The sequence below is a fragment of the Pseudomonas sp. Leaf434 genome (assembly GCF_001425545.1).
Classification (GTDB): Bacteria; Pseudomonadota; Gammaproteobacteria; order Pseudomonadales; family Pseudomonadaceae; genus Aquipseudomonas; species Aquipseudomonas siliginis.
In genome coordinates, this window is record NZ_LMQZ01000001.1 from 957,324 (window position 1) to 979,768 (window position 22,445).

The 22,445-nt window shown below is 57.8% G+C and carries 20 protein-coding genes; 16 read left to right on the plus strand and 4 right to left on the minus strand.

From position 1 onward, the window contains the following. The first annotated feature begins 357 nt into the window (after positions 1-357). From sdhC to brnQ, 10 genes are all read left to right on the plus strand, one after another. Complete coding sequence (sdhC, locus tag ASG55_RS04275; RefSeq protein WP_016773673.1) at positions 358-732, plus strand: succinate dehydrogenase, cytochrome b556 subunit; 375 nt, start codon at positions 358-360, stop codon at positions 730-732. Further along, on the plus strand, positions 726-1,094 hold the full coding sequence (gene sdhD, locus ASG55_RS04280; protein ID WP_008049683.1) for a succinate dehydrogenase, hydrophobic membrane anchor protein: 369 nt from the start codon (positions 726-728) through the stop codon (positions 1,092-1,094). The genes sdhC and sdhD overlap by 7 nt, the downstream gene beginning before the upstream one ends. A gap of 3 nt (positions 1,095-1,097) precedes the next feature. Beyond that, the gene (gene sdhA / locus ASG55_RS04285) at positions 1,098-2,870 is read left to right on the plus strand and encodes a succinate dehydrogenase flavoprotein subunit (RefSeq protein WP_024012149.1); all 1,773 of its coding nucleotides are present in this window, start codon (positions 1,098-1,100) and stop codon (positions 2,868-2,870) included. A gap of 11 nt (positions 2,871-2,881) precedes the next feature. Beyond that, positions 2,882-3,586, plus strand: a complete 705-nt coding sequence (locus tag ASG55_RS04290) for a succinate dehydrogenase iron-sulfur subunit (protein WP_016773675.1) — start codon at positions 2,882-2,884, stop codon at positions 3,584-3,586. 251 nt (positions 3,587-3,837) lie between these two features. Next, positions 3,838-6,669, plus strand: a complete 2,832-nt coding sequence (locus ASG55_RS04295; protein ID WP_041479560.1) for a 2-oxoglutarate dehydrogenase E1 component — start codon at positions 3,838-3,840, stop codon at positions 6,667-6,669. 44 nt (positions 6,670-6,713) lie between these two features. Beyond that, a complete protein-coding gene (gene odhB, locus ASG55_RS04300) occupies positions 6,714-7,940 on the plus strand; it encodes a 2-oxoglutarate dehydrogenase complex dihydrolipoyllysine-residue succinyltransferase (protein WP_024012151.1) in 1,227 nt (408 codons plus the stop codon). 108 nt (positions 7,941-8,048) lie between these two features. Then, entirely contained in the window at positions 8,049-9,485 is a 1,437-nt protein-coding gene (lpdA, locus tag ASG55_RS04305) for a dihydrolipoyl dehydrogenase (protein WP_016773678.1), read from the plus strand. A 182-nt stretch (positions 9,486-9,667) separates the two neighbouring features. Continuing rightward, positions 9,668-10,834 carry an ADP-forming succinate--CoA ligase subunit beta gene (sucC, locus tag ASG55_RS04310; protein WP_016773679.1) on the plus strand — a complete coding sequence of 389 codons (1,167 nt, stop codon included), beginning with the start codon at positions 9,668-9,670 and terminating at the stop codon, positions 10,832-10,834. Then, positions 10,834-11,718 (plus strand): succinate--CoA ligase subunit alpha, encoded by an 885-nt coding sequence (gene sucD, locus ASG55_RS04315; RefSeq protein WP_016773680.1) that lies wholly within the window; start codon positions 10,834-10,836, stop codon positions 11,716-11,718. Before sucC ends, sucD begins: the two co-directional genes overlap by 1 nt. Positions 11,719-12,200: 482 nt before the next feature. Continuing rightward, positions 12,201-13,514: a branched-chain amino acid transport system II carrier protein gene (gene brnQ, locus ASG55_RS04320; protein WP_056783892.1), complete on the plus strand. Its 1,314-nt coding sequence runs from the start codon at positions 12,201-12,203 to the stop codon at positions 13,512-13,514. A gap of 95 nt (positions 13,515-13,609) precedes the next feature. Here brnQ and ASG55_RS04325 read toward each other — a convergent pair whose 3' ends face one another. Then, a complete protein-coding gene (locus ASG55_RS04325; RefSeq protein ID WP_056783895.1) occupies positions 13,610-14,839 on the minus strand; it encodes a hypothetical protein in 1,230 nt (409 codons plus the stop codon). Positions 14,840-15,071: 232 nt separating this feature from the next. On the opposite strand from ASG55_RS04325, the gene ASG55_RS04330 reads away from it, so the two are divergent. Further along, complete coding sequence (locus tag ASG55_RS04330) at positions 15,072-15,809, plus strand: DUF599 domain-containing protein (RefSeq protein WP_016773682.1); 738 nt, start codon at positions 15,072-15,074, stop codon at positions 15,807-15,809. Beyond that, on the plus strand, positions 15,809-16,210 hold the full coding sequence (locus ASG55_RS04335) for an MAPEG family protein (protein ID WP_056783897.1): 402 nt from the start codon (positions 15,809-15,811) through the stop codon (positions 16,208-16,210). Before ASG55_RS04330 ends, ASG55_RS04335 begins: the two co-directional genes overlap by 1 nt. Before the next feature lie 61 nt (positions 16,211-16,271). On the opposite strand, the gene ASG55_RS04340 is transcribed toward ASG55_RS04335, so the two are convergent. Next, positions 16,272-16,508 (minus strand): hypothetical protein, encoded by a 237-nt coding sequence (locus ASG55_RS04340; RefSeq protein ID WP_056783899.1) that lies wholly within the window; start codon positions 16,506-16,508, stop codon positions 16,272-16,274. 158 nt (positions 16,509-16,666) lie between these two features. On the opposite strand from ASG55_RS04340, the gene ASG55_RS04345 reads away from it, so the two are divergent. The 4 genes from ASG55_RS04345 to ASG55_RS04360 all read left to right on the plus strand — a co-directional run bounded on the left by ASG55_RS04345 (position 16,667) and on the right by ASG55_RS04360 (position 20,377). Beyond that, entirely contained in the window at positions 16,667-17,143 is a 477-nt protein-coding gene (locus tag ASG55_RS04345) for a PaaI family thioesterase (RefSeq protein WP_056783901.1), read from the plus strand. Further along, positions 17,140-17,592: a PaaI family thioesterase gene (locus tag ASG55_RS04350; protein ID WP_041479556.1), complete on the plus strand. Its 453-nt coding sequence runs from the start codon at positions 17,140-17,142 to the stop codon at positions 17,590-17,592. The genes ASG55_RS04345 and ASG55_RS04350 overlap by 4 nt, the downstream gene beginning before the upstream one ends. Positions 17,593-17,674: 82 nt before the next feature. Continuing rightward, positions 17,675-19,579 carry a molecular chaperone HtpG gene (gene htpG / locus ASG55_RS04355; RefSeq protein WP_056786759.1) on the plus strand — a complete coding sequence of 635 codons (1,905 nt, stop codon included), beginning with the start codon at positions 17,675-17,677 and terminating at the stop codon, positions 19,577-19,579. Positions 19,580-19,648: 69 nt separating this feature from the next. Further along, the gene (locus tag ASG55_RS04360; protein ID WP_056783904.1) at positions 19,649-20,377 is read left to right on the plus strand and encodes a dienelactone hydrolase family protein; all 729 of its coding nucleotides are present in this window, start codon (positions 19,649-19,651) and stop codon (positions 20,375-20,377) included. 629 nt (positions 20,378-21,006) lie between these two features. Here the strand turns inward: ASG55_RS04360 and ASG55_RS04365 are convergent. Together ASG55_RS04365 and ASG55_RS04370 are read right to left on the minus strand one after the other, a co-directional pair. After that, the gene (locus ASG55_RS04365) at positions 21,007-21,873 is read right to left on the minus strand and encodes a pirin family protein (RefSeq protein WP_056783908.1); all 867 of its coding nucleotides are present in this window, start codon (positions 21,871-21,873) and stop codon (positions 21,007-21,009) included. Positions 21,874-21,934: 61 nt separating this feature from the next. Next, positions 21,935-22,351 carry an OsmC family protein gene (locus tag ASG55_RS04370; protein WP_056783910.1) on the minus strand — a complete coding sequence of 139 codons (417 nt, stop codon included), beginning with the start codon at positions 22,349-22,351 and terminating at the stop codon, positions 21,935-21,937. Positions 22,352-22,445: the final 94 nt, after the last annotated feature.

Sequence of the window (22,445 nt, forward strand, 5' to 3'; positions counted from 1 at the left end):
TCCTATTTATGCTTGAACCATCAGACAGACCCCCCACGCAGGGCCCGCACCACTATAGTGAGATAAATTCGAATGTCAATTTGCCTAAAGTCTTGCTCCAGAAGGCTTTAAGCCGACTTTTTCCTCGAAATTGCCTGCCATTTACGCCTTTTATGCAACTTGTGCAATCCGCTATTGGGGGTAGGTGAACGCGTTGTCATTAGTAGCCTAACTGTCTATACTCGGCCACCGACCGCCAAGGGCTTTTGGGCTTGCTTTCATTGGGGGTCGCATCCCTGGGTGGTGGTTACCTGACCAGTGCACTCCCCAACAACTTTGCCCTGATTGTTAGGGGCTCTTCAGTGTGAAAAAAAAGCCGTGAAAAGCCAACGACCTGTAAACCTAGACCTAAGGACCATCAAACTCCCAGTCACTGCTTACACGTCCATTCTTCACCGTATCTCCGGTGTCATCCTCTTCGTGTGCCTTGCCATCATGCTTTACGCATTGGACAAGTCGCTGAGCTCCGAGGAAGGCTTCGGTCAGGTGAAAGCGTGTCTGACCAGTCCGCTAGCCAAGCTAGTGATTTGGGGCATCCTGTCCGCTCTGCTGTATCACCTGGTAGCCGGTGTGCGCCACTTGATCATGGACATGGGCATCGGTGAGACGCTGGAAGGCGGCAAACTGGGCTCGAAAATCGTTATCGCCGTTTCCGTGGTGGTAATCGTTCTGGCAGGAGTCTGGATATGGTAACTAACGTCACTAACCTGTCGCGTTCGGGCCTCTATGACTGGATGGCACAGCGTGTGTCTGCGGTCGTTCTCGCGGCTTACTTCATCTTTCTGATCGGATACATCGTCGCCAACCCTGGCCTCGAGTATGCCCAGTGGCATGAACTGTTCGCTCACAACGGAATGCGTATTTTCAGCCTGCTGGCCCTTGTTGCTCTGGGCGCTCACGCCTGGGTCGGCATGTGGACCATCGCGACCGACTACCTGACGCCAATGGCGTTCGGCAAGTCCGCAACGGCGATACGTTTCCTTTTCCAGGCAGTATGCGGCGTTGCGATGTTCGCTTACTTCGTCTGGGGTGTGCAGATTCTCTGGGGTATCTGATTCATGGCTAACATTCCAACGATTTCTTTCGACGCCATCATTATTGGTGGTGGCGGTGCCGGCATGCGCGCTGCGCTGCAGCTGGCACAGGGCGGCCACAAGACTGCGGTGATCACCAAGGTTTTCCCGACCCGTTCGCACACTGTGTCCGCACAGGGCGGCATCACGTGCGCCATCGCTTCCGCCGACCCGAACGATGACTGGCGCTGGCACATGTACGATACCGTCAAGGGTTCCGACTACATCGGTGACCAGGACGCTATCGAATACATGTGTCAGGAAGGCCCGGCTGCCGTGTTCGAGCTGGACCACATGGGTCTGCCGTTCTCGCGTACCGAGCAAGGCCGCATCTACCAGCGTCCGTTCGGTGGCCAGTCCAAGGATTACGGCAAGGGCGGTCAGGCTGCACGTACCTGCGCTGCATCCGACCGTACCGGTCACGCGCTGCTGCACACCCTTTATCAGGGCAACCTGAAAGCCGGTACCACGTTCCTCAACGAGTACTACGCTGTTGATCTCGTGAAAAACCAGGAAGGCGAATTCGTTGGTGTGATCGCGATCTGCATCGAAACCGGCGAAACCTCCTACATTCGTGCCAAGGCCACGGTTCTGGCCACTGGCGGTGCAGGCCGTATCTACGCGTCCACCACCAACGCCCTGATCAACACCGGTGACGGCGTCGGCATGGCTCTGCGTGCTGGCGTGCCGGTACAAGACATCGAAATGTGGCAGTTCCACCCGACCGGCATCGCCGGCGCCGGTGTACTGGTTACCGAAGGTTGCCGTGGTGAAGGTGGTTACCTGATCAACAAGCACGGCGAGCGTTTCATGGAGCGTTATGCTCCGAACGCGAAGGACCTTGCAGGTCGTGACGTGGTTGCCCGTTCGATGGTCAAGGAAATCATCGCCGGCAACGGTTGCGGTCCAAATGGCGACCACGTAATGCTCAAGCTCGACCACCTGGGCGAGGAAGTGCTGCACAGCCGTCTGCCAGGCATCTGCGAACTGTCGAAGACTTTCGCCCACGTTGACCCGGTAGTGGCTCCGGTTCCGGTTGTGCCGACCTGCCACTACATGATGGGCGGCGTTGCCACCAACATTCATGGCCAGGCGATCACCCAGAACGCCGAAGGTCAGGACCAGATCATTCCTGGCCTGTTCGCGGTAGGCGAAGTGGCTTGCGTATCGGTACACGGTGCGAACCGTCTGGGCGGCAACTCGCTGCTCGACTTGGTGGTCTTCGGTCGCGCTGCCGGCCTGCACCTGGAAAAGGCGTTGACCGATGGCATCGAATACGACGACGCTACCGAGTCCGACATCGAAGCTGCACTGTCGCGTCTGAACGCGCTGAACAACCGTACCGACGGTGAAGACGTTGCCACCCTGCGTCGCGAGCTGCAAAGCTGCATGCAGAACTACTTCGGTGTATTCCGTACCGGCGAATACATGCAGAAGGGCATCGCTCAGCTGGCCGATCTGCGCAAGCGTATCGCCAACGTGAAGATCAACGACAAGTCGCAAGCGTTCAACACTGCACGTATCGAAGCGCTGGAACTGCAGAACCTGCTGGAAGTGGCTGAAGCTACCGCCATCGCGGCCGAAGTACGTAAAGAGTCCCGCGGCGCTCACGCCCGTGAAGACTTCGAAGACCGTGATGACGAAAACTGGCTGTGCCACACCCTGTACTTCCCGGGTGACAAGCGCGTCACCAAGCGTGCCGTGAACTTCTCGCCGAAGACTGTTCCGACTTTCGAACCTAAAGTCCGGACTTATTAAGGGTGACCGCCATGTTGCAAGTCAGTGTTTATCGCTACAACCCTGATCAGGACGCAGCGCCGTTCATGCAGGATTTCCAGGTCGATACCGGTGGTAAAGACCTGATGGTGCTGGACGTGCTGGCCCTGATCAAAGAGCAGGACGAAGGTTTCTCCTATCGTCGCTCCTGCCGTGAAGGCGTCTGCGGCTCCGACGGCATGAACATCAACGGCAAGAACGGTCTGGCCTGCATCACGCCGCTGTCTGCCGTTGTAAAAGGCAACAAGCTGATCGTTCGTCCGCTGCCAGGTTTGCCGGTTATCCGTGACCTGGTCGTCGATATGAGCATCTTCTACAAGCAATACGAGAAGGTGAAGCCTTACCTGCAGAACGACACGCCGGCTCCGGCCATCGAGCGTCTGCAGTCGCCAGAAGAGCGCGAAAAGCTCGACGGTCTGTACGAGTGCATCCTGTGCGCCTGCTGCTCGACCTCTTGCCCGTCCTTCTGGTGGAACCCGGACAAGTTCCTGGGTCCTGCTGCGCTGCTGCAAGCCTACCGCTTCCTGGCAGACAGCCGCGACACCAAGACCAGCGAGCGTCTGGCTTCACTTGACGACCCGTTCAGCGTTTTCCGCTGCCGGGGCATCATGAACTGCGTCAACGTATGTCCGAAAGGCCTGAACCCGACTAAGGCCATCGGTCACATCCGTAACATGCTGCTTTCGAGCGGCGTGTGATTCAGCTGCTGTAACCGTTGCACCGTAGAGGCTGTGGCGCGGGCTTCAACCCGCGTCATGGCTATAACCAGAGCAGTAGCCATAAGCTGCAGCTCTTCTTTTGAAGAAATGAGACAAGCAGGGGCATCCGGGCTGGTACCCGGACTATCAGTGTGATCCTAGGTGGCTTGTTTTAGTCGCTGCATTCGGACTTCTGCAAGTTTGCTCGGTGTCGACACCGATGGTGTTCCCCTAACCGAGGGTGACCAAGCATGCAAGAAAGCGTGATGCAGCGCATGTGGAACAGCGCCTACCTTTCAGGTGGAAACGCTGCCTATGTGGAAGAGCTTTATGAGCTCTACCTGCACGACCCTAACGCTGTGCCAGAAGAGTGGCGCACCTACTTTCAGAAGTTGCCAGCCGACGGCAACTCTGCCACTGATGTTTCGCACTCGACGATTCGCGATCATTTCGTGCTGCTGGCAAAGAACCAGCGCCGCGCCCAACCGGTTTCCGCCGGCAGCGTGAGCAGTGAGCACGAGAAGAAGCAAGTTGAAGTGCTGCGATTGATCCAGGCCTACCGTATGCGTGGCCACCAGGCAGCCCAGCTTGACCCGCTGGGGCTGTGGCAGCGTCCTGCACCTGCAGACCTGTCGATCAATCATTACGGCTTGACCAATGCCGATCTTGATACGACCTTCCGTGCCGGCGACCTGTTCATCGGCAAAGAGGAAGCGAGCCTACGCGAAATTCACGAAGCGTTGCAGCAGACATATTGCCGCACCATCGGCGCTGAGTTCACGCACATCACCGATTCCGAGCAGCGCCAGTGGTTCCAGCAGCGTCTGGAAAGCGTGCGTGGTCGTCCGACGTACTCCGCCGACATCAAGAGCCACCTGCTTGAGCGCGTGACTGCCGGTGAAGGCCTGGAAAAATACCTCGGTACCAAATACCCGGGAACCAAGCGTTTCGGTCTGGAAGGCGGCGAAAGCCTGATTCCGATGCTCGACGAACTGATCCAGCGTTCCGGCTCGTACGGTACCAAGGAAGTCGTCATCGGCATGGCCCACCGTGGCCGTCTGAACGTTCTGGTCAACACCTTCGGCAAGAACCCGCGCGAGCTGTTCGACGAGTTCGAAGGCAAGAAGAAGGTCGAGCTCGGTTCCGGTGACGTCAAATACCACCAGGGCTTCTCGTCCAACGTGATGACCACCGGCGGTGAAGTTCACCTGGCCATGGCGTTCAACCCGTCCCACCTGGAAATCGTTTCCCCGGTGGTTGAAGGTTCGGTGCGCGCCCGTCAGGACCGTCGCAACGACCTGACCGGTGAGAAAGTTCTGCCGATCTCCATCCACGGTGACGCGGCATTCGCCGGTCAGGGCGTGGTCATGGAAACCTTCCAGATGTCGCAGACCCGCGGTTTCAAGACCGGCGGTACCGTGCACATCGTGATCAACAACCAGGTTGGTTTCACCATCAGCAACCCGCTGGACTCGCGCTCCACCGAGTACGCCACCGACGTTGCCAAGATGATCCAGGCGCCGATCCTCCATGTGAATGGTGATGATCCGGAAGCCGTGCTGTTCGTGACCCAGCTGGCCATCGACTACCGCATGCAGTTCAAGCGTGACGTGGTGATCGATCTGGTCTGCTACCGTCGTCGCGGCCACAACGAGGCCGACGAGCCAAGCGGCACCCAGCCACTGATGTATCAGCAGATCACCAAGCAGCGCACCACCCGTGAGCTGTACGCTGATCGCCTGACTCAGGCCGGTGTGCTTGACGCTGAACGCGTTCAGGCCAAGGTCGACGAATACCGCAACGCGCTGGACAACGGTCTGCACGTAGTGAAATCGCTGGTCAAAGAGCCGAACAAAGAGCTGTTCGTCGACTGGCGTCCGTACCTGGGCCACGCCTGGACTGCGCGTCACGACACGCGTTTCGATCTGAAGACCCTGCAAGAGCTGTCCGCCAAGCTGCTGGAAATTCCGGAAGGCTTCGTCGTTCAGCGCCAGGTCGCGAAGATCTACGAAGACCGTCAGAAGATGCAAGCCGGCGGCCTGCCGATCAACTGGGGTTACGCTGAAACCATGGCGTACGCGACCCTCGCGTTCGAAGGTCACCCGATCCGCATGACCGGTCAGGACATCGGCCGCGGTACGTTCTCGCACCGTCACGCTGTGTTGCACAACCAGAAAGACGCGGGCACCTACATTCCGCTGCAGAACCTGTACGACGGTCAGCCACGTTTCGACCTGTACGACTCGTTCCTCTCGGAAGAAGCGGTACTGGCATTCGAATACGGTTACTCGACCACCACGCCAAACGCGCTGGTGATCTGGGAAGCCCAGTTCGGCGACTTCGCCAACGGTGCTCAGGTCGTGATCGACCAGTTCATCACCAGCGGCGAGCACAAGTGGGGCCGTCTCTGCGGTCTGACCATGCTGCTGCCACACGGTTACGAAGGCCAAGGCCCTGAGCACAGCTCGGCTCGTCTTGAGCGTTACCTGCAGCTGTGCGCCGAGCACAACATTCAGGTGTGCATGCCGACCACGCCAGCGCAGATCTACCACTTGCTGCGTCGTCAGGTGATCCGTCCGCTGCGCAAGCCGCTGGTCGTGCTGACGCCGAAGTCGCTGCTGCGCCACAAGCTGGCCATCTCGACGCTGGAAGATCTGGCCGAAGGTTCGTTCCAGACCGTGATCCCGGAAATCGATGCACTGGACCCGAAAAAGGTCGAGCGCGTGGTTCTGTGCAGCGGCAAGGTCTACTACGACCTGCTGGAAAAACGCCGTGCCGAAGGCCGCGAAGATATCGCCATCGTGCGTATCGAGCAGCTGTATCCGTTCCCTGAGGACGACTTGAAAGAAGTCCTGGCTCCGTACACCAACGTCAAACACGCCGTTTGGTGTCAGGAAGAGCCGATGAACCAGGGTGCCTGGTACTGCAGCCAGCATCACTTGCGTCGCAGCATCGCCAACCTCGACAAGACTCTCGTACTTGAGTACGCGGGCCGTGAGGCTTCGGCTGCGCCAGCTTGTGGTTACGCATCGATGCACGCCGAGCAGCAGGAAAAACTGCTGCAAGATGCTTTCACTGTTTAACGCCTTCGCGCTGACTGAAACCGAATTTTAAGGACCCACAGATAATGGCTATCGAAATCAAAGCCCCGTCATTCCCGGAATCGGTTGCCGATGGCACCGTTGCCACCTGGCACAAGAAACCAGGTGAGGCCGTCAAGCGTGACGACCTGATCGTCGACATCGAAACCGACAAAGTCGTGCTCGAAGTGTTGGCTGAAGCAGACGGCGTGCTGGGCGCAATCGTTGCCGAAGAGGGCGCTACCGTTCTGTCGAACCAGGTCCTGGGCTCGATCGAAGAGGGCGGCGCTGCTGCTGCCGCTCCTGCCGCCGCTGCTGCTCCGGCTGCTACTGCCGCTGCCGCACCAGCTGCTGCCGATGGCGAAGATGACCCGATCGCAGCTCCTGCCGCTCGCAAGCTGGCTGAAGAGAACGGCATCAACATCGCTTCCGTTGCCGGCACCGGCAAGGGCGGTCGTGTGACCAAGGAAGACGTGGTTGCTGCTGTTGCTGCCAAGAAAGCCGCTCCGGCTGCCGCGCCTGCCAAGGCTGCTGCTCCTTCGGCTGCTGCGCCTGTGTTCGCTGCCGGCGACCGCATCGAGAAGCGCGTACCGATGACTCGCGTACGTGCCACCGTGGCCAAGCGTCTGGTTGAAGCCCAGTCGAACATGGCGATGCTGACCACGTTCAACGAAGTCGACATGACCGAAGTCATGGCCCTGCGTTCGAAGTACAAGGACCTGTTCGAGAAGTCCCACAACGGCGTACGCCTGGGCTTCATGTCGTTCTTCGTGAAAGCGGCCACCGAAGCGCTGAAACGCTTCCCGGCTGTCAACGCGTCGATCGACGGCGGCGACATCGTTTACCACGGCTATGCGGACATCGGCGTTGCCGTTTCCAGCGACCGTGGCCTGGTGGTACCGGTTCTGCGTAACGCCGAGCTGATGAGCCTGGCTGAAATCGAAGGCGGCATCGCAACATTTGGCAAGAAAGCCCGTGACGGCAAACTGTCGATGGACGAGATGACCGGTGGTACCTTCACCATCACCAACGGTGGTACCTTCGGTTCGATGATGTCGACGCCGATCGTCAACCCGCCGCAGGCAGCGATTCTGGGCATGCACAACATCATCCAGCGTCCGATGGCCATCAACGGTCAGGTCGTGATCCGTCCGATGATGTACCTGGCTCTGTCCTACGATCACCGCCTGATCGATGGCAAAGAAGCTGTGACCTTCCTGGTGACCATCAAGAACCTGCTGGAAGATCCGGCTCGTCTGTTGCTGGATATCTAAAAAGCAGCTGCAAGCTTTCAGCTACAAGCCTCAAGCTCAAGGCGAGCGGGTGGGCTTGCAGCTTGAAGCTTGCGGCTTGTAGCTTTATTGCTAAAGAGGATTTTTTGAATGTCGCAGAAATTTGACGTAGTAGTGATCGGTGCCGGCCCTGGTGGCTATGTAGCGGCCATCAAGGCTGCTCAGTTGGGCCTGACCACTGCCTGCATCGAGAAGTACACCGACGCAGAGGGCAAGCAAGCCCTGGGCGGTACCTGCCTGAACGTAGGTTGCATTCCTTCCAAGGCGCTGCTCGACAGCTCGTGGAAATACAAGGAAGCCAAAGAGAGCTTCAACGTTCACGGTATCTCGACCGGCGAAGTCAAAATGGACGTCGCTGCGATGGTTGGCCGCAAGGCTGGCATCGTCAAGAACCTGACCGGCGGCGTTGCCACCCTGTTCAAGGCCAACGGCGTTACTTCGATCCAGGGCCACGGCAAGCTGCTGGCCGGCAAGAAAGTCGAAGTCACCAAGCCGGATGGTTCGGTTGAAGTCATCGAAGCGGAAAACGTCATTCTCGCGCCAGGTTCTCGTCCGATCGACATTCCACCGGCTCCGGTTGACCAGAAAGTCATCGTCGATTCGACTGGCGCTCTGGAGTTCCAGTCCGTACCTAAACGTCTGGGCGTGATCGGCGCTGGCGTGATCGGTCTGGAGCTGGGTTCGGTGTGGTCGCGTCTGGGTGCAGAAGTGACTGTGCTCGAAGCGCTGGACACTTTCCTGATGGCAGCGGACACCGCTGTTTCCAAGGAAGCGCTGAAAACCCTGACCAAACAGGGTCTGGACATCAAGCTGGGCGCTCGCGTTACCGGTTCGAAAGTCAACGGCGAAGAAGTCGTCGTCAACTACACCGATGCCAACGGCGAACAGACCATCACTTTCGACAAGCTGATCGTAGCCGTTGGTCGCCGTCCGGTGACCACTGATCTGCTGTCTGCCGACTGCGGCGTGGAAATCGACGAGCGCGGTTTCATCGCGGTCGATGACCATTGCGTCACAGCTGTACCGGGCGTCTTCGCCATCGGTGACGTGGTTCGCGGCATGATGCTGGCCCACAAGGCTTCGGAAGAAGGCATCATGGTTGTCGAGCGCATCAAGGGCCACAAGGCTCAGATGAACTATGATTTGATCCCTTCGGTTATTTATACTCACCCGGAAATCGCGTGGGTTGGCAAAACCGAGCAGGCGCTGAAGGCCGAAGGCGTTGAAGTCAACGTCGGCACCTTCCCGTTCGCCGCTTCCGGCCGTGCCATGGCTGCCAACGATACCGGTGGTTTCGTCAAGGTCATCGCCGATGCCAAGACCGACCGCGTATTGGGCGTGCACGTGATTGGCCCGAGCGCTGCAGAACTGGTTCAGCAGGGCGCGATCGGTATGGAATTCGGCACCAGCGCTGAAGACCTGGGCATGATGGTTTTCTCCCATCCGACCTTGTCCGAAGCCTTGCACGAAGCTGCTCTGGCAGTGAATGGCGGCGCCATTCACATTGCCAACCGCAAGAAGCGTTAAGACATAATAAGAAACCACGGCGGCAACGGCCCGTCGTGAGCCTTGCGAGCAAGACTCACCGCGGAATGTCCGCCGGACGCAGTCTTGCGTAGCCCAGCTACGCAAGCAGCAGTCACAGGTGGCGCGGCACTCAAACGAGCGCAGCGCCGAATGCGCAGTACCTAACGAAGACGGTAAAAAGCATGAATCTTCACGAGTATCAGGGTAAGCAGCTGTTCGCTGAATACGGCCTGCCAGTTTCCACTGGTTACGCAGTAGACACCCCGGAAGCAGCAGCAGAAGCTTGCGACAAAATCGGCGGCAACGAGTGGGTCGTCAAAGCCCAGGTTCACGCCGGTGGTCGCGGTAAAGCGGGCGGCGTAAAGCTGGTTCGCAGCAAAGAAGACGCCAAAGCCTTCGCACAGCAGTGGCTGGGCAAGCGTCTGGTGACTTACCAGACTGACGCCAATGGCCAGCCAGTCACCAAGATCCTGGTTGAATCGTGCACTGATATCGCTAAAGAGCTGTACCTGGGCGCTGTCGTTGACCGTTCGAGCCGTCGCATCGTGTTCATGGCTTCCACCGAAGGTGGCGTGGACATCGAGAAAATCGCTCACGACACTCCAGAAAAAATTCTCAAGGCCACTATCGATCCACTGGTTGGCGCTCAGCCATCCCAGGGTCGCGAGCTGGCATTCCAGCTGGGTCTGGAAGGCAAGCAGGTCACTCAGTTCGCCAAGATCTTCGTAGGTCTGGCCAAGCTGTTCAAAGACCACGACCTGGCTCTGCTGGAAGTAAACCCGCTGGTGATCAAGGCTGACGGCGATCTGCACTGCCTCGACGCGAAGATCAACATCGACGCCAACGCCATGTACCGTCAGCCTAAGCTGAAGGCTTTCCACGATCCGTCGCAGGACGATCCGCGCGAAGCGCACGCTGCCAAGTTCGAACTGAACTACGTAGCGCTGGAAGGCAACATCGGCTGCATGGTCAACGGTGCCGGTCTGGCCATGGGTACCATGGACATCGTCAACCTGCATGGCGGCAAGCCAGCCAACTTCCTCGACGTAGGTGGTGGCGCTACCAAGGAACGCGTTACTGAAGCGTTCAAGATCATCCTGTCCGACCAGAACGTCGCGGCAGTACTGGTCAACATCTTCGGCGGCATCGTTCGCTGCGACATGATTGCCGAAGGCATCATCGGCGCCGTGAAAGAAGTCGGCGTGAAAATCCCGGTTGTTGTTCGCCTTGAAGGCAACAACGCTGAGCTGGGCGCTAAAGTACTGGCAGAAAGCGGTTTGAACATCATCGCTGCTACCAGCCTGACCGACGCTGCTCAACAAGTTGTCAAAGCTGCGGAGGGCAAATAATGAGCGTCCTGATCAATAAAGACACCAAAGTTATCTGCCAGGGTATTACCGGTTCGCAAGGTAGTTTCCACACCCAGCAAGCCATCGAATACGGCACCAAGATGGTTGGTGGCGTAACTCCGGGCAAGGGCGGCACCGAGCACCTGGGTCTGCCAGTGTTCAACACCGTAAAAGACGCAGTAGCTGCCACTGGCGCTACCGCCAGCGTGATCTACGTTCCGGCTCCGTTCTGCAAGGACTCGATCCTGGAAGCGGCATTCGGCGGCATCAAGCTGATCGTCTGCATCACCGAAGGCATTCCTACCCTGGACATGCTGGACGCCAAAGTTAAGTGCGACGAGCTGGGCGTAGTCCTGATCGGCCCTAACTGCCCAGGCGTGATCACCCCAGGCGAATGCAAGATCGGCATCATGCCAGGTCACATTCACTTGCCAGGCAAGGTCGGTATCGTTTCGCGTTCCGGCACCCTGACCTACGAAGCTGTGAAGCAGACCACTGACGCCGGTTTCGGTCAGTCGACTTGCGTCGGCATCGGTGGTGACCCGATCCCGGGCTCGAACTTCATCGACATCCTGAAGCTGTTCCAGGAAGACCCGAAGACCGAGGCGATCGTGATGATCGGCGAGATCGGCGGTTCGGCTGAAGAAGAAGCGGCTGCCTACATCAAGGCTAACGTGACCAAGCCGGTTGTTTCCTACATCGCTGGTGTGACTGCTCCTCCGGGCAAGCGCATGGGCCATGCTGGCGCAATCATCTCTGGCGGCAAAGGCACTGCAGACGAGAAATTCGCTGCGCTGCAAGACGCAGGCGTTAAAACCGTGCGTTCGCTGGCAGACATCGGCAAGGCCCTGGCCGAGCTGACTGGCTGGGAAGTGAAGAAGTAAGCTTCGGCTGACTTTTTAGCTCCAGCAACAGAGGCCACCTTCGGGTGGCCTTTGTCGTTCCTGGCGTATGAGAATTTTGAGCGCTGTTGTGGCGAGGGGATTTATCCCCGCTGGGCTGCGAAGCGGCCCCCATGCTAGCGACCATGATCAGTCAGGCAGTTCCAGCTCGGATTCTTTGGGACTGCTGCGCAGTCCAACGGGGATAAATCCCCTCGCCACAGGTTTGCTGTGATGAATACACGTTCTATGTATGAAAAATAGATATGTAAACGCGACACTGAAACGTCGCGTATCGGATAGTTCGCCCTCTAACAGTGCGTTTGTCAGCCAAATTCGTTAGGCTGGCCGCCATTTTTGCGTCCGCCGCCCACAAGGCAGCTACGCGCTTTAAGGGTCAGTCCCATACGGATCGACAGCATTTCCCTAATCCAACAGGGCAATCCCCCTCTAAATTCCGATTTCAGTAGTGTGGTATTACCTTAATGAAAGTTTTGAAAGGTCAGGACATCCTGGCACTTGGTTTTATGACGTTTGCCCTGTTTGTCGGGGCCGGTAACATCATTTTCCCGCCGATCGTCGGCTTGCAGGCCGGGCCTCACGTCTGGATGGCCGCACTGGGCTTCCTGATTACCGCCGTTGGTTTGCCGGTGGTCACCGTGGTGGCGCTGGCCAAGGTCGGCGGTGCGATGGATGCGTTGAGCAGCCCGATCGGCAAGATCGCTGGCGGTATCCTCGCGGCGGCATGCTACCTGGCCGTGGGTCCGCTGTTCGCCACCCCGCGTACCGCGACCGTATCCTTCGAGGTAGGTCTGGCGCCATTGACCGGCGAAAGCCCGCTGGCGCTGTTCCTCTACAGCTCGGTGTACTTCCTGCTGGTGTTCTTCATTTCGCTCTACCCTGGGCGGTTGCTGGATACCGTTGGCCGCTTCCTCGCGCCGCTGAAAATCATTGCACTGGCAGTACTGGGCATCGCCGCGTTCGCCTTGCCGGCGGGTGACATCGGTCACGGCACTCCGGAATATGTGGCGGCACCGTTCTCTCAGGGCTTCATCAATGGTTACCTGACCATGGATACCCTCGGCGCACTGGTATTCGGCATCGTTATCGTCAACGCGATCCGCTCCCGTGGCGTCGAGTCGCCGGCGCTGATCACCCGTTATGCGATCATCGCCGGGCTGATTGCCGGCGTGGGGCTGGCACTGGTCTACGTCAGCCTGTTCCGCCTCGGTTCCGGCAGCCATGAAGTCGCGGTCGGCGCCACCAACGGCGCGGCGGTGTTGCATGCCTACGTGCAACACACCTTCGGTTCGCTGGGTAGCGGTTTCCTTGCGGTGCTGATCTCGCTGGCGTGTCTGGTCACGGCGGTCGGCCTGACCTGTGCCTGCGCTGAATACTTCAGCCGTGTGCTGCCGTTGTCCTACAAGACTCTGGTGATTATCCTCGCAGCGTTTTCCCTGCTGGTCTCCAACCTCGGTCTGACCAAGCTCATTGCGTTCTCGATTCCGGTACTCACCGCGATCTACCCGCCGTGCATCGTTCTGGTCGCACTGAGCTTCTGCAAGGATTTCTGGCATGAGCACGGGCGCATTCTTGGCCCGGTGATGCTAGTTTCCTTCGTTTTCGGCACCATCGACGCCCTGAAAGGCGCTGGTCTGGCCGACTGGATGCCAACTCAGCTGACCCATCTGCCGCTGAGCGAGCAAGGGCTGGCATGGCTGGTGCCATGCGTGATGACCCTGGTGGTCGCCGTGGTCTGTGATCGCCTGCTGGGCAAGCGCAGCGAAGTCCCTGCCTGACGTGATGTGACCCGCCACAAGCGGGTCAGGCACGGTTAAACAGAAATGCCCCGTATCAATCGATACGGGGCATTTTTTATCAGAGCTGATAATCCTCAACCCAGATAACGTACGACCAGAGCTCCCACATTGACGTTGTCGCTGTCACGGCTCAGGAGTATTCGCTTGTCGGGCTGCACTGCCACCGAGATCCATTGCATACCTGGCCCCATAGAGTGAGTAACGTATCCCTTGCCATCCCCAAAGGTTGTGTCCAGTTCACCCGTTGCCAGATAGCGGCAGGCAAGCATTTGCTCCCTGGTTATTTGCCCTGTACTCCCCACCACAACCAAACCATCCTCAGGCTCCCCACTTAGATCGAACAAAGTGCAACCGTCGGTTAATCCAAGATCAGTGACAACAGGCTTACCCTGATTGAATGCGAGATTTGGTCTACCGTTCGGGTTGTACGCGGCCATCATTGCTTTGCGTCCTTTCCCCCAAACGTCGTTGGGGGATGTGTCGACCTGGCCAGCAACAAAGAAGCTGCCGTCAGCACGTAACATCAGGCTTCGTACGCTGACCGGGTAATCCGATGGAATGTAGACGGTCCCGGTGCCATCATCGCCGAAGTCTTTATGGGGCGTTCCATCGACGTTCAGGCGCACAATCTTTCCTTCTCCAGCGCTCGAACCTGTAACTGTGATTACTCCATCCTCTGCTACTGAAATCGAAGCAATGCCCATTGCAAGATCCAGCCAGCCTTTGTTGTTGAAAGCGGTATCGAAATCTCCATTCTGATCAAGTCTGAACAGTCGGTCGCTTTGACCGACGAGTATTTTTTCATCAGCAGTCAGTACTAACCTGGTTCTGGATTGCGACTTGATGGAAGCTTCCGGTTTTGGCAATTGCGATTCGGACTGTGGCAGGAAAGGGACGTAAACCGTCCCATCGGGACCGAAATCGCGATCTCTTTCACCATCAGCGAAGAATCTGGCAAGCGCAAATCGGGTTCCTTGGTCCTCATCATATTGATACCCAAAAAGCAGCGCCTTGCCGTCTTTATAAAGACAGGCGCCAGTTCCGCTGGCTTGTCCCGAACCTGTAAACGTACCTACGATCAAACCGTTTTCGTCGAAGCCAGTATCGTTAGTACCGTCCGCGAGTAATTGCGCCAAATGAAAACTGACTTTGCCCTCTACAACAGTTTGTCCCACGAGAAGGATCTTTCCATCCGGGCGCAAGCCTGCGATTTTCAAAGCCTGGCTTCCCGTAGCAAATGACTCGGCGTACCCCCGGTTGCCAAACGTTGTGTCAATGGGCAGCGCAGCGTTCAAAGGTCTCATGCTCAAATCCTTGTCTGATAGGGGAGCGGTCAGTGTTCCCGTTTGAGAAAACGACCTTATGCCTCGCCATACCCTCGGCGCTACTGTCAGAGTTGACAGGTATAAGCCTCTGAAAACTGATAGCTGCGGTCTATTTTGAATAAATTTGACTCTTCAATGAGCGTGTCTTTTTACGAGCCAACACGTCGAAACGAAGGGTTCCCTCCATCATTCCTCTTGCTCAGGACAACGAATGTCGTTCATCCAAGCCAATCTGATCCACTTGCTCGCCGCCGTCTGGTTTGTCGTCTGCTGGGGCGGTTACACCCGTTATGCCACCTGGAAGGCCCGTGATACGGCGTGTCTGGCCAGCGTGTTGCACCTGTACCGCGAAGACTGGATGCGCCGCATGCTGCTGCGTGACAACCGCATCGCCGATGCCAGCGTGATCGGCAATCTGGAACGCAACGCGTCGTTCTTCGCCTCCAGCACGCTGATCATCCTCGCCGGTATCCTCACCGTGCTCGGTGCGTCCGACCGAGCCGTGTCGTTGTTGGCGGATATTCCGATGGTGCAGCAGGCGTCGCAGGGCATGTCGGAGATCAAGTTGCTGTGTCTGGCACTGGTGTTCGTCTATGCGTTCTTTACTTTCAGCTGGTGCATGCGCCAATACAACTTCGCTGCGATTCTGGTCGGTTCAGCGCCGATGATCGGTGAGCGCCAAGTGACTGAACAAGAACGCAAGGCGTTCGCTTCGCGGGCGGCGCGGGTGATTTCGATGGCGGCCAACCAGTTCAACTTCGGCCTGCGTTCTTATTACTTCGGCATGAGTATGCTGGCGTGGTTCGTCAGCCCGTGGCTGTTCATGATCATGAGCGCGGGAGTCGTGGTGGTTTTGTATCGCCGCGAGTTTCATTCCGACGTTCTCGATGTCATGGTCTATACCCCTACAGAGGCGCCCGTCCCTGAGGCAAACAAAGAGGCTGTTTGATGAGTATTCCGTTCTGGTGTGTGTTTATCAGTGCTTTATTGATCTACGTGGCGCGTATGCCGGTCGCCAAGGCCATGAAAGAGCAGGGCGGGTATGACAATCACTTGCCGCGGCAGCAGCAGGCGCAGTTGACTGGCTTCGGTGCGAGGGCGCTGGCGGCCCATCAGAACAGCATCGAAGCCTTCATCCTCTTCGCCGTCGGCGTGCTGATGGCGCATACCACGCAAACCGCGGGTTGGCTGATCGATGCGCTGGCGATCATCTTCGTGATCTCGCGGATTTTCTATCTGTGGTTCTATCTGGCCGATCTGGCGAAGTTGCGCAGCCTGATGTGGCTAGTTGGCTTCATCTGTTCGTTGTTGCTGATGATTAGTCCGACTTTTAGAACCGTGTTGCTCTAACCGGTAAATCGCAGGCAAAAGAAAACCCGCACTTGGCGGGTTTTCTTTCACACCATAAAGCTTATTGCTTTTTGGCGGCTTCTTCTTGAGCAGCGGCGTTCGATTCAGCCTGAGCTTTGGCAGCTTCGGCGTTTTCTTTTGCTGCGTCGTTCACTTTATCCTGAGCTTTGTTCATGTCTTGCTGAGCTTGCTCAGCATGTTGGTTGGCATCTTGAGCTTTGTCCTCGGATTTTTTATCGCAGGCAGCGAGACCGAGGGAAGCGGTCAACATCAAGGCAACAGCTAAAGTCTTACGCATGGGGTGTATCTCCTTATGGAAAATAACTACTGGCCTTAAGAACTCGGCGCTACGGGTTAAGTTCCTCAATTGTTTCAGATATATAAGTTTGTTTTATCACGGAACTTTTGCCGCTTTTCTCACTACTGGCACAAGGCCCAAACGCGAGTAATTATCACATGGCCGAAAACCCCGTTTTTGAGCGCGCGACGCGCTTTTTATCGGCATTGCGCCACTGTCAGGTCCTCGGTCTGCAGGTGCACAGTGCCTCCAGCGAAGGGCTGACGGTGATCCTGCCGTACAGCGAAAAAATCGTCGGCAATCCCGAAACCGGAGTCATTCATGGCGGCGCCATCACTTCGCTGATGGACACCGCCTGCGGCATGTCGACACTGTGCGTGCTGCCGGAGTTCGAAGTCTGTCCGACCCTCGATCTGCGCATCGACTACATGCACGCCGCTGAACCGCACAAAGCGGTGTACGGCTTTGCCCAGTGCTACCGCGTCACCACCGACGTGATCTTTGCCCGTGGTTTTGCCTACCAGGACGATCCCGAGCAACCGATTGCCCACGTCGTCGGCACATTCATGCGCATGGGCATCGGCCTGAAGGGCAGCAAGGGTTTCGCGGGCGCGATCAAGGGAGCGAGCCAATGAGCAACGATCTCAGGGAGCAGCTGCAACAGGCCCACGCGCAGGGCGATTACACGCCGCTGCTGGCGTTGATTCCTTATGCCGGGCTGATCGGTATCGAGTGCTCGCGAGTCGGCGATGAGTTGCTGTTCAAGCTGCCGGCGAACAAGGACAACATTGGTAACCCTTTATTGCCGGCGATCCATGGCGGGGTGATTGCCGGCTTCATGGAGCTGGCCGCGGCCCTGCATCTGCTGATTTTTACCGGCACGCCGGGCGTGCCGAAGATCATCGATTTTTCCCTCGATTACCTGCGCGCCGGGCAGTTTCGCGACACGTGGGCCAGGTGTCAGGTCTGCCGTCAGGGGCGTCGCGTGGCCAACGTTGCGGTCACGGCGTGGCAGAGTACCGAGGGCGAACCGATCGCCACCGCCCGCGCGCACTTCAAAATTGATGAGCCCTTGAAATCCTGAGCAGCGCCCCCAACTCAGATGACAACCCGCCGCAGACCATTTCGGGTCGCGGCCACTGCCATCTGATTGGAGTTTGATGACCATGAGTGTGGAAACTCAAAAGGAAACCCTGGGCTTCCAGACCGAGGTAAAGCAGCTGCTGCACCTCATGATCCATTCGCTGTATTCGAATAAGGAAATTTTCCTTCGCGAATTGATCTCGAACGCCTCTGACGCTGTCGACAAGCTGCGCTTCGAAGCCCTGGCCAAGCCTGAGTTGCTCGAAGGTGGCGCTGACCTGAAAATCCGTGTGAGCTTCGACAAGGACGCCAAGACCGTCACCCTCGAAGACAACGGTATCGGCATGAACCGTGACGATGTGATCACCCACCTGGGTACCATCGCCAAATCCGGCACCGCCGATTTCATGAAAAACCTGTCCGGCGATCAGAAGAAAGATTCGCACCTGATCGGCCAGTTCGGTGTCGGCTTCTATTCGGCCTTTATCGTCGCCGACAAGGTTGATGTATACAGCCGTCGCGCCGGCACCGATGCCAGCGAAGGCGTGCACTGGTCGTCGAAAGGCGAGGGCGAGTTCGAAGTCGCCACCATTGACAAGCCAGAGCGCGGTACCCGCATCGTCCTGCACCTGAAATCCGGTGAAGACGAATTCGCGGATGGCTGGCGTCTGCGCAACATCATCAAGAAGTACTCCGACCACATCGCTTTGCCGATCGAACTGCCGAAGGAAGTCACTCCGGCCGAAGGCGAAGAGGCTCCAGCCGTTGAATGGGAAACCGTCAACCGTGCCAGCGCCCTGTGGACCCGTCCGCGCACTGAAGTCAAAGACGAGGAATACCAGGAGTTCTACAAACACATCGCTCACGACTTTGAGAATCCGTTGTCGTGGAGCCACAACAAGGTTGAAGGCAAGCTTGAGTACAGCTCGCTGCTGTACGTGCCGGCCCGCGCGCCGTTCGACCTGTACCAGCGTGAAGCGCCGAAGGGCCTGAAGCTGTACGTGCAGCGTGTGTTTGTAATGGATCAGGCCGAGTCGTTCCTGCCGCTGTACCTGCGCTTCATCAAAGGCGTGGTCGATTCCAACGACCTGTCGCTGAACGTGTCGCGTGAGATCCTGCAGAAAGACCCGATCATCGATTCGATGAAAACCGCGCTGACCAAGCGTGTGCTCGACATGCTGGAAAAACTGGCGAAGAACGAGCCTGAGCAATACAAGGGCTTCTGGAAAAACTTCGGTCAGGTCATGAAAGAAGGCCCGGCAGAAGATTTCGCCAACAAAGAGAAAATTGCCGGTCTGCTGCGTTTTGCATCGACCCAGGGCGACGACGGCGAGCAGATTGTCGGTCTGGCTGACTACCTGGCCCGCGCCAAGGAAGGTCAGGACAAGATCTACTACCTCACCGGCGAAACCTACGCGCAGGTCAAGAACAGCCCGCACCTGGAAGTCTTCCGCAAGAAAGGCATCGAAGTGCTGCTGCTCACCGATCGCATCGACGAGTGGCTGATGAGCTACCTCAGCGAATTCGACGGCAAGACTTTTGTCGACGTGGCGCGCGGTGACCTCGATCTGGGCAATCTGGACTCGGAAGAGGACAAGAAAGCCGCTGAAGAAGTCGCCAAGTCCAAAGAGGGTCTGGTCGAGCGCCTGAAAACTGCGCTGGGTGATTCCGTGGCTGAAGTTCGCGTATCCCATCGTCTGACCGACTCGCCGGCCATTCTGGCTATCGGCGAACAGGACCTGGGTCTGCAAATGCGCCAGATTCTCGAGGCCAGCGGGCAGAAAGTCCCGGATTCGAAGCCGATTTTCGAATTCAACCCGAGCCACCCGCTGATCGAGAAACTTGATGGCGAGCAGAGCGAAGAGCGTTTTGGCGACCTGTCGCACATCCTCTTCGATCAGGCCGCCCTGGCGGCGGGCGACAGCTTGAAGGATCCGGCCGCTTATGTGCGCCGGCTGAACAAGCTGCTGGTTGAACTGTCGGTTTGATCACGTTGTAGGAAAAACCCGCTTCGGCGGGTTTTTTCGTTCTGGTGTTTACTCAATCAGGAGTCAGAAATGAGCCAAGTCACTGTACGTTCCGTGGTCTATCAGATTGACGGCCAGGCCTATGAAGGTCGCCTGGCGTTCGACGCCGAGCACAAGGGCGCGCGCCCGGGTTTGCTGATGGCGCCGAACTGGATGGGCGTCAGCGCCGGTGCTGAAGACATTGCCAAAGCCGTGGCGGCCAAGGGTTACGTGGTGTTGATTGCGGATGTCTATGGCCAGAGCGTACGTCCGCAGAACGCTGATGAGGCGCTGGCAGCAATGATGCCGCTCAAGGACGACCGCGCGCTGTTGCGCAAACGTCTGCAAGTGGCATTTGAGCAATTGCAGAGCCAGGGCGAAGCGGCAGTGGATACCTCGAAACTGGCGGTGTTCGGTTTCTGCTTCGGTGGTTGCTGTGCGCTGGATCTGGCCCGCACCGGCGCGCCGGTAAAAGCGGCGGTGTCGTTCCACGGCACGCTGGATTCGCCGAACCCGGCGGATGCGCAGAACATCAAGGGCTCGGTGCTGGTGCTGCATGGCGCGTCCGATCCATTGGTGCCGAAAGAGCAACTGCCAGCGTTCGAAGATGAAATGAACGCGGCGAAAGTCGACTGGCAACTGCTCAGCTACGGCGGCGCGGTGCACTCGTTTACCGATCCGCACGCCAATGTGCCGGGCAAGATGATGTACGACGAAAAGACCGCCAAGCGCGCGTTCAAGTCGATGCATGATTTGCTGGATGAAGTGTTCAACGGTTAAAAGCGAAAAGCCCCTCACCCTAGCCCTCTCCCGGAGGGAGAGGGGACTGATTGGGGGTTGCTCGGGAGTGGCGTCGACCTGAACGTGAATAGGCGAATCCATAATCGCCGAGACTTTTCAGGTCGATGTATAACGCAAGGGGGTTGCTCGGGAGTGGCGTCGACCTGAACGTGAATAGGCGAATCCATAATCGCCGAGACTTTTCAGGTCGATGTATAACGCAAGACGCCTCGGTCGGCTCCCTCTCCCTCTGGGATAGGCGACTGATTGAGGGTTGCTCGGGAGTGACGTCGACCTGAACTTGAATAGGCGAATCCATAATCGCCGGGATTTTTCAGGTCGATGTATAACGCAAGACGCCTCGGTCGGCTCCCTATCCCTCTGGGATAGGGGACTGATTGGGGGTTGCTCGGGAGTGGCGTCGACCTGAACGTGAATAGGCGAATCCATAATCGCCGAGACTTTTCAGGTCGATGTATAACGCAAGGGGGTTGCTCGGGAGTGGCGTCGACCTGAACGTGAATAGGCGAATCCATAATCGCCGAGACTTTTCAGGTCGATGTATAACGCAAGACGCCTCGGTCGGCTCCCTCTCCCTCTGGGAGAGGGCTGGGGTGAGGGTAAGCGGCCTAGCGCGGTAGTTCGATCCGCTCGACTTCCCCCGGCACCGTCGGCCAATCCCCGGCCGCCCACTTGCGCCGTGCCTCATCAATCGCCGCCGGATCGCTTGCAACAAAATTCCAGTTGATCCGTCTCGGCCCGTCCAGTGCCGCGCCGCCGAACACCACCGCGTGCACATCGCTTTCGGCAAACAGGCTCATCTCTTCGCCGGCTGGCAACACCACCAGCGCATGCGGCTCGATCGCCTCGCCATTCAACTGCGCATCCCCGCTCAACACATACACCGCGCGTTCTTCATGCTCGGCCGGAATCAGCAATGTGGTCGCGGTCTGCATCTTCACTTCCGCATACAACGTAGGAGAAAGCACCGGGACCGGCGATTCCAGGCAAAAGCCTGACCCGGCAATCATGCGAATCTGCACGCCGAGGTTATCGCTGACCGGCAACGTCGCTGCCGGATGATGACTGTAATGCCCCGGGCCTTCTTCGTGTGCCTTGGGCGAGGCGAGCCAGACTTGCAGGCCGTGCAGAGTGAAGGTCTCGGCGAGCAGTGGCGCAGGCGTGCGCTCGACGTGGGCGATGGCGCTGCCAGCGGTCATCCAGCTGACATCGCCGGCGCCGACCACCTGATCGGAGCCCAGACTGTCTTTGTGCTGCAATTGCCCTTCGAACAGATAGGTAAGTGTCGACAGGCCAATGTGCGGATGCTGTCGGATATCCATGCCTTTACCCGTCGGATAAATCGTCTCGAGCATGTGGTCGAAAAACACGAAAGGCCCGACGTTGCGGCATTTGGCTGACGGCAGCGGGCGCAGAATCGGCTGGCCTTCGACGTCTTCGGCGCGCGGGCGGATGATCAGGAGTGGCGTGTCCATGGTGCATTCCAGGCTGAGCGGGTGATGCCAGAAGCATAACCCGCCGCTGGCATTGGGAGGATTATTGGCTGTCGAAGCCTTGTGGTGCGTGGGTTTCGATACTGACTTCGCTGGTGGTCATCAATTTGTGAATCGGGCAGCGATCGGCCACACGCAGCAGTTCCTCGCGCTGAGCGTCGGTCAGTACACCTTTGAGGGTGAGGGTGACATGCAGGGCGTATTTGCCTTTCTGCTCTTGGCTGTTGTCGCGCTTCACTTCGACTCCCACGCCGGTCAGTGGGATGTCTTTTTTCTTCGCGTACATCTTCAGGGTCAGCGCTTTACAGGCGCCAAGGGCTGCGTCGAAGTAGTCGTGTGGCTCTGGCGCGGTGCCTTCACCCCCAGCGTTTTTCGGTACATCGGCAAACAATTCGTGGTCGTCGATCTGGACGGTGTGACGAAAACCTTCGGCAGAGACGGTATTGACGGTAACAGTCATGGAAACCTCACAGGCGGCAGGAAAAATCGTTCGATCAAAACAGACCTTGCAGTTATAGAGCATTCGCGGCAGTGGGCGTTCCGCTTTTCGGCAG

Excerpts from the sequence above, each read along its gene's own strand:
- sdhD (WP_008049683.1), top strand. The coding sequence starts at position 726 with ATGGTAACTAACGTCACTAACCTGTCGCGTTCGGGCCTCTATGACTGG.
- sdhA (WP_024012149.1), top strand. The coding sequence starts at position 1,098 with ATGGCTAACATTCCAACGATTTCTTTCGACGCCATCATTATTGGTGGT.
- ASG55_RS04290 (WP_016773675.1), top strand. The coding sequence starts at position 2,882 with ATGTTGCAAGTCAGTGTTTATCGCTACAACCCTGATCAGGACGCAGCG.
- ASG55_RS04295 (WP_041479560.1), top strand. The coding sequence starts at position 3,838 with ATGCAAGAAAGCGTGATGCAGCGCATGTGGAACAGCGCCTACCTTTCA.
- odhB (WP_024012151.1), top strand. The coding sequence starts at position 6,714 with ATGGCTATCGAAATCAAAGCCCCGTCATTCCCGGAATCGGTTGCCGAT.
- lpdA (WP_016773678.1), top strand. The coding sequence starts at position 8,049 with ATGTCGCAGAAATTTGACGTAGTAGTGATCGGTGCCGGCCCTGGTGGC.
- sucC (WP_016773679.1), top strand. The coding sequence starts at position 9,668 with ATGAATCTTCACGAGTATCAGGGTAAGCAGCTGTTCGCTGAATACGGC.
- sucD (WP_016773680.1), top strand. The coding sequence starts at position 10,834 with ATGAGCGTCCTGATCAATAAAGACACCAAAGTTATCTGCCAGGGTATT.
- brnQ (WP_056783892.1), top strand. The coding sequence starts at position 12,201 with ATGAAAGTTTTGAAAGGTCAGGACATCCTGGCACTTGGTTTTATGACG.
- ASG55_RS04325 (WP_056783895.1), bottom strand. The coding sequence starts at position 14,839 with ATGAGACCTTTGAACGCTGCGCTGCCCATTGACACAACGTTTGGCAAC.
- ASG55_RS04330 (WP_016773682.1), top strand. The coding sequence starts at position 15,072 with ATGTCGTTCATCCAAGCCAATCTGATCCACTTGCTCGCCGCCGTCTGG.
- ASG55_RS04335 (WP_056783897.1), top strand. The coding sequence starts at position 15,809 with ATGAGTATTCCGTTCTGGTGTGTGTTTATCAGTGCTTTATTGATCTAC.
- ASG55_RS04340 (WP_056783899.1), bottom strand. The coding sequence starts at position 16,508 with ATGCGTAAGACTTTAGCTGTTGCCTTGATGTTGACCGCTTCCCTCGGT.
- ASG55_RS04345 (WP_056783901.1), top strand. The coding sequence starts at position 16,667 with ATGGCCGAAAACCCCGTTTTTGAGCGCGCGACGCGCTTTTTATCGGCA.
- ASG55_RS04350 (WP_041479556.1), top strand. The coding sequence starts at position 17,140 with ATGAGCAACGATCTCAGGGAGCAGCTGCAACAGGCCCACGCGCAGGGC.
- htpG (WP_056786759.1), top strand. The coding sequence starts at position 17,675 with ATGAGTGTGGAAACTCAAAAGGAAACCCTGGGCTTCCAGACCGAGGTA.
- ASG55_RS04360 (WP_056783904.1), top strand. The coding sequence starts at position 19,649 with ATGAGCCAAGTCACTGTACGTTCCGTGGTCTATCAGATTGACGGCCAG.
- ASG55_RS04365 (WP_056783908.1), bottom strand. The coding sequence starts at position 21,873 with ATGGACACGCCACTCCTGATCATCCGCCCGCGCGCCGAAGACGTCGAA.
- ASG55_RS04370 (WP_056783910.1), bottom strand. The coding sequence starts at position 22,351 with ATGACTGTTACCGTCAATACCGTCTCTGCCGAAGGTTTTCGTCACACC.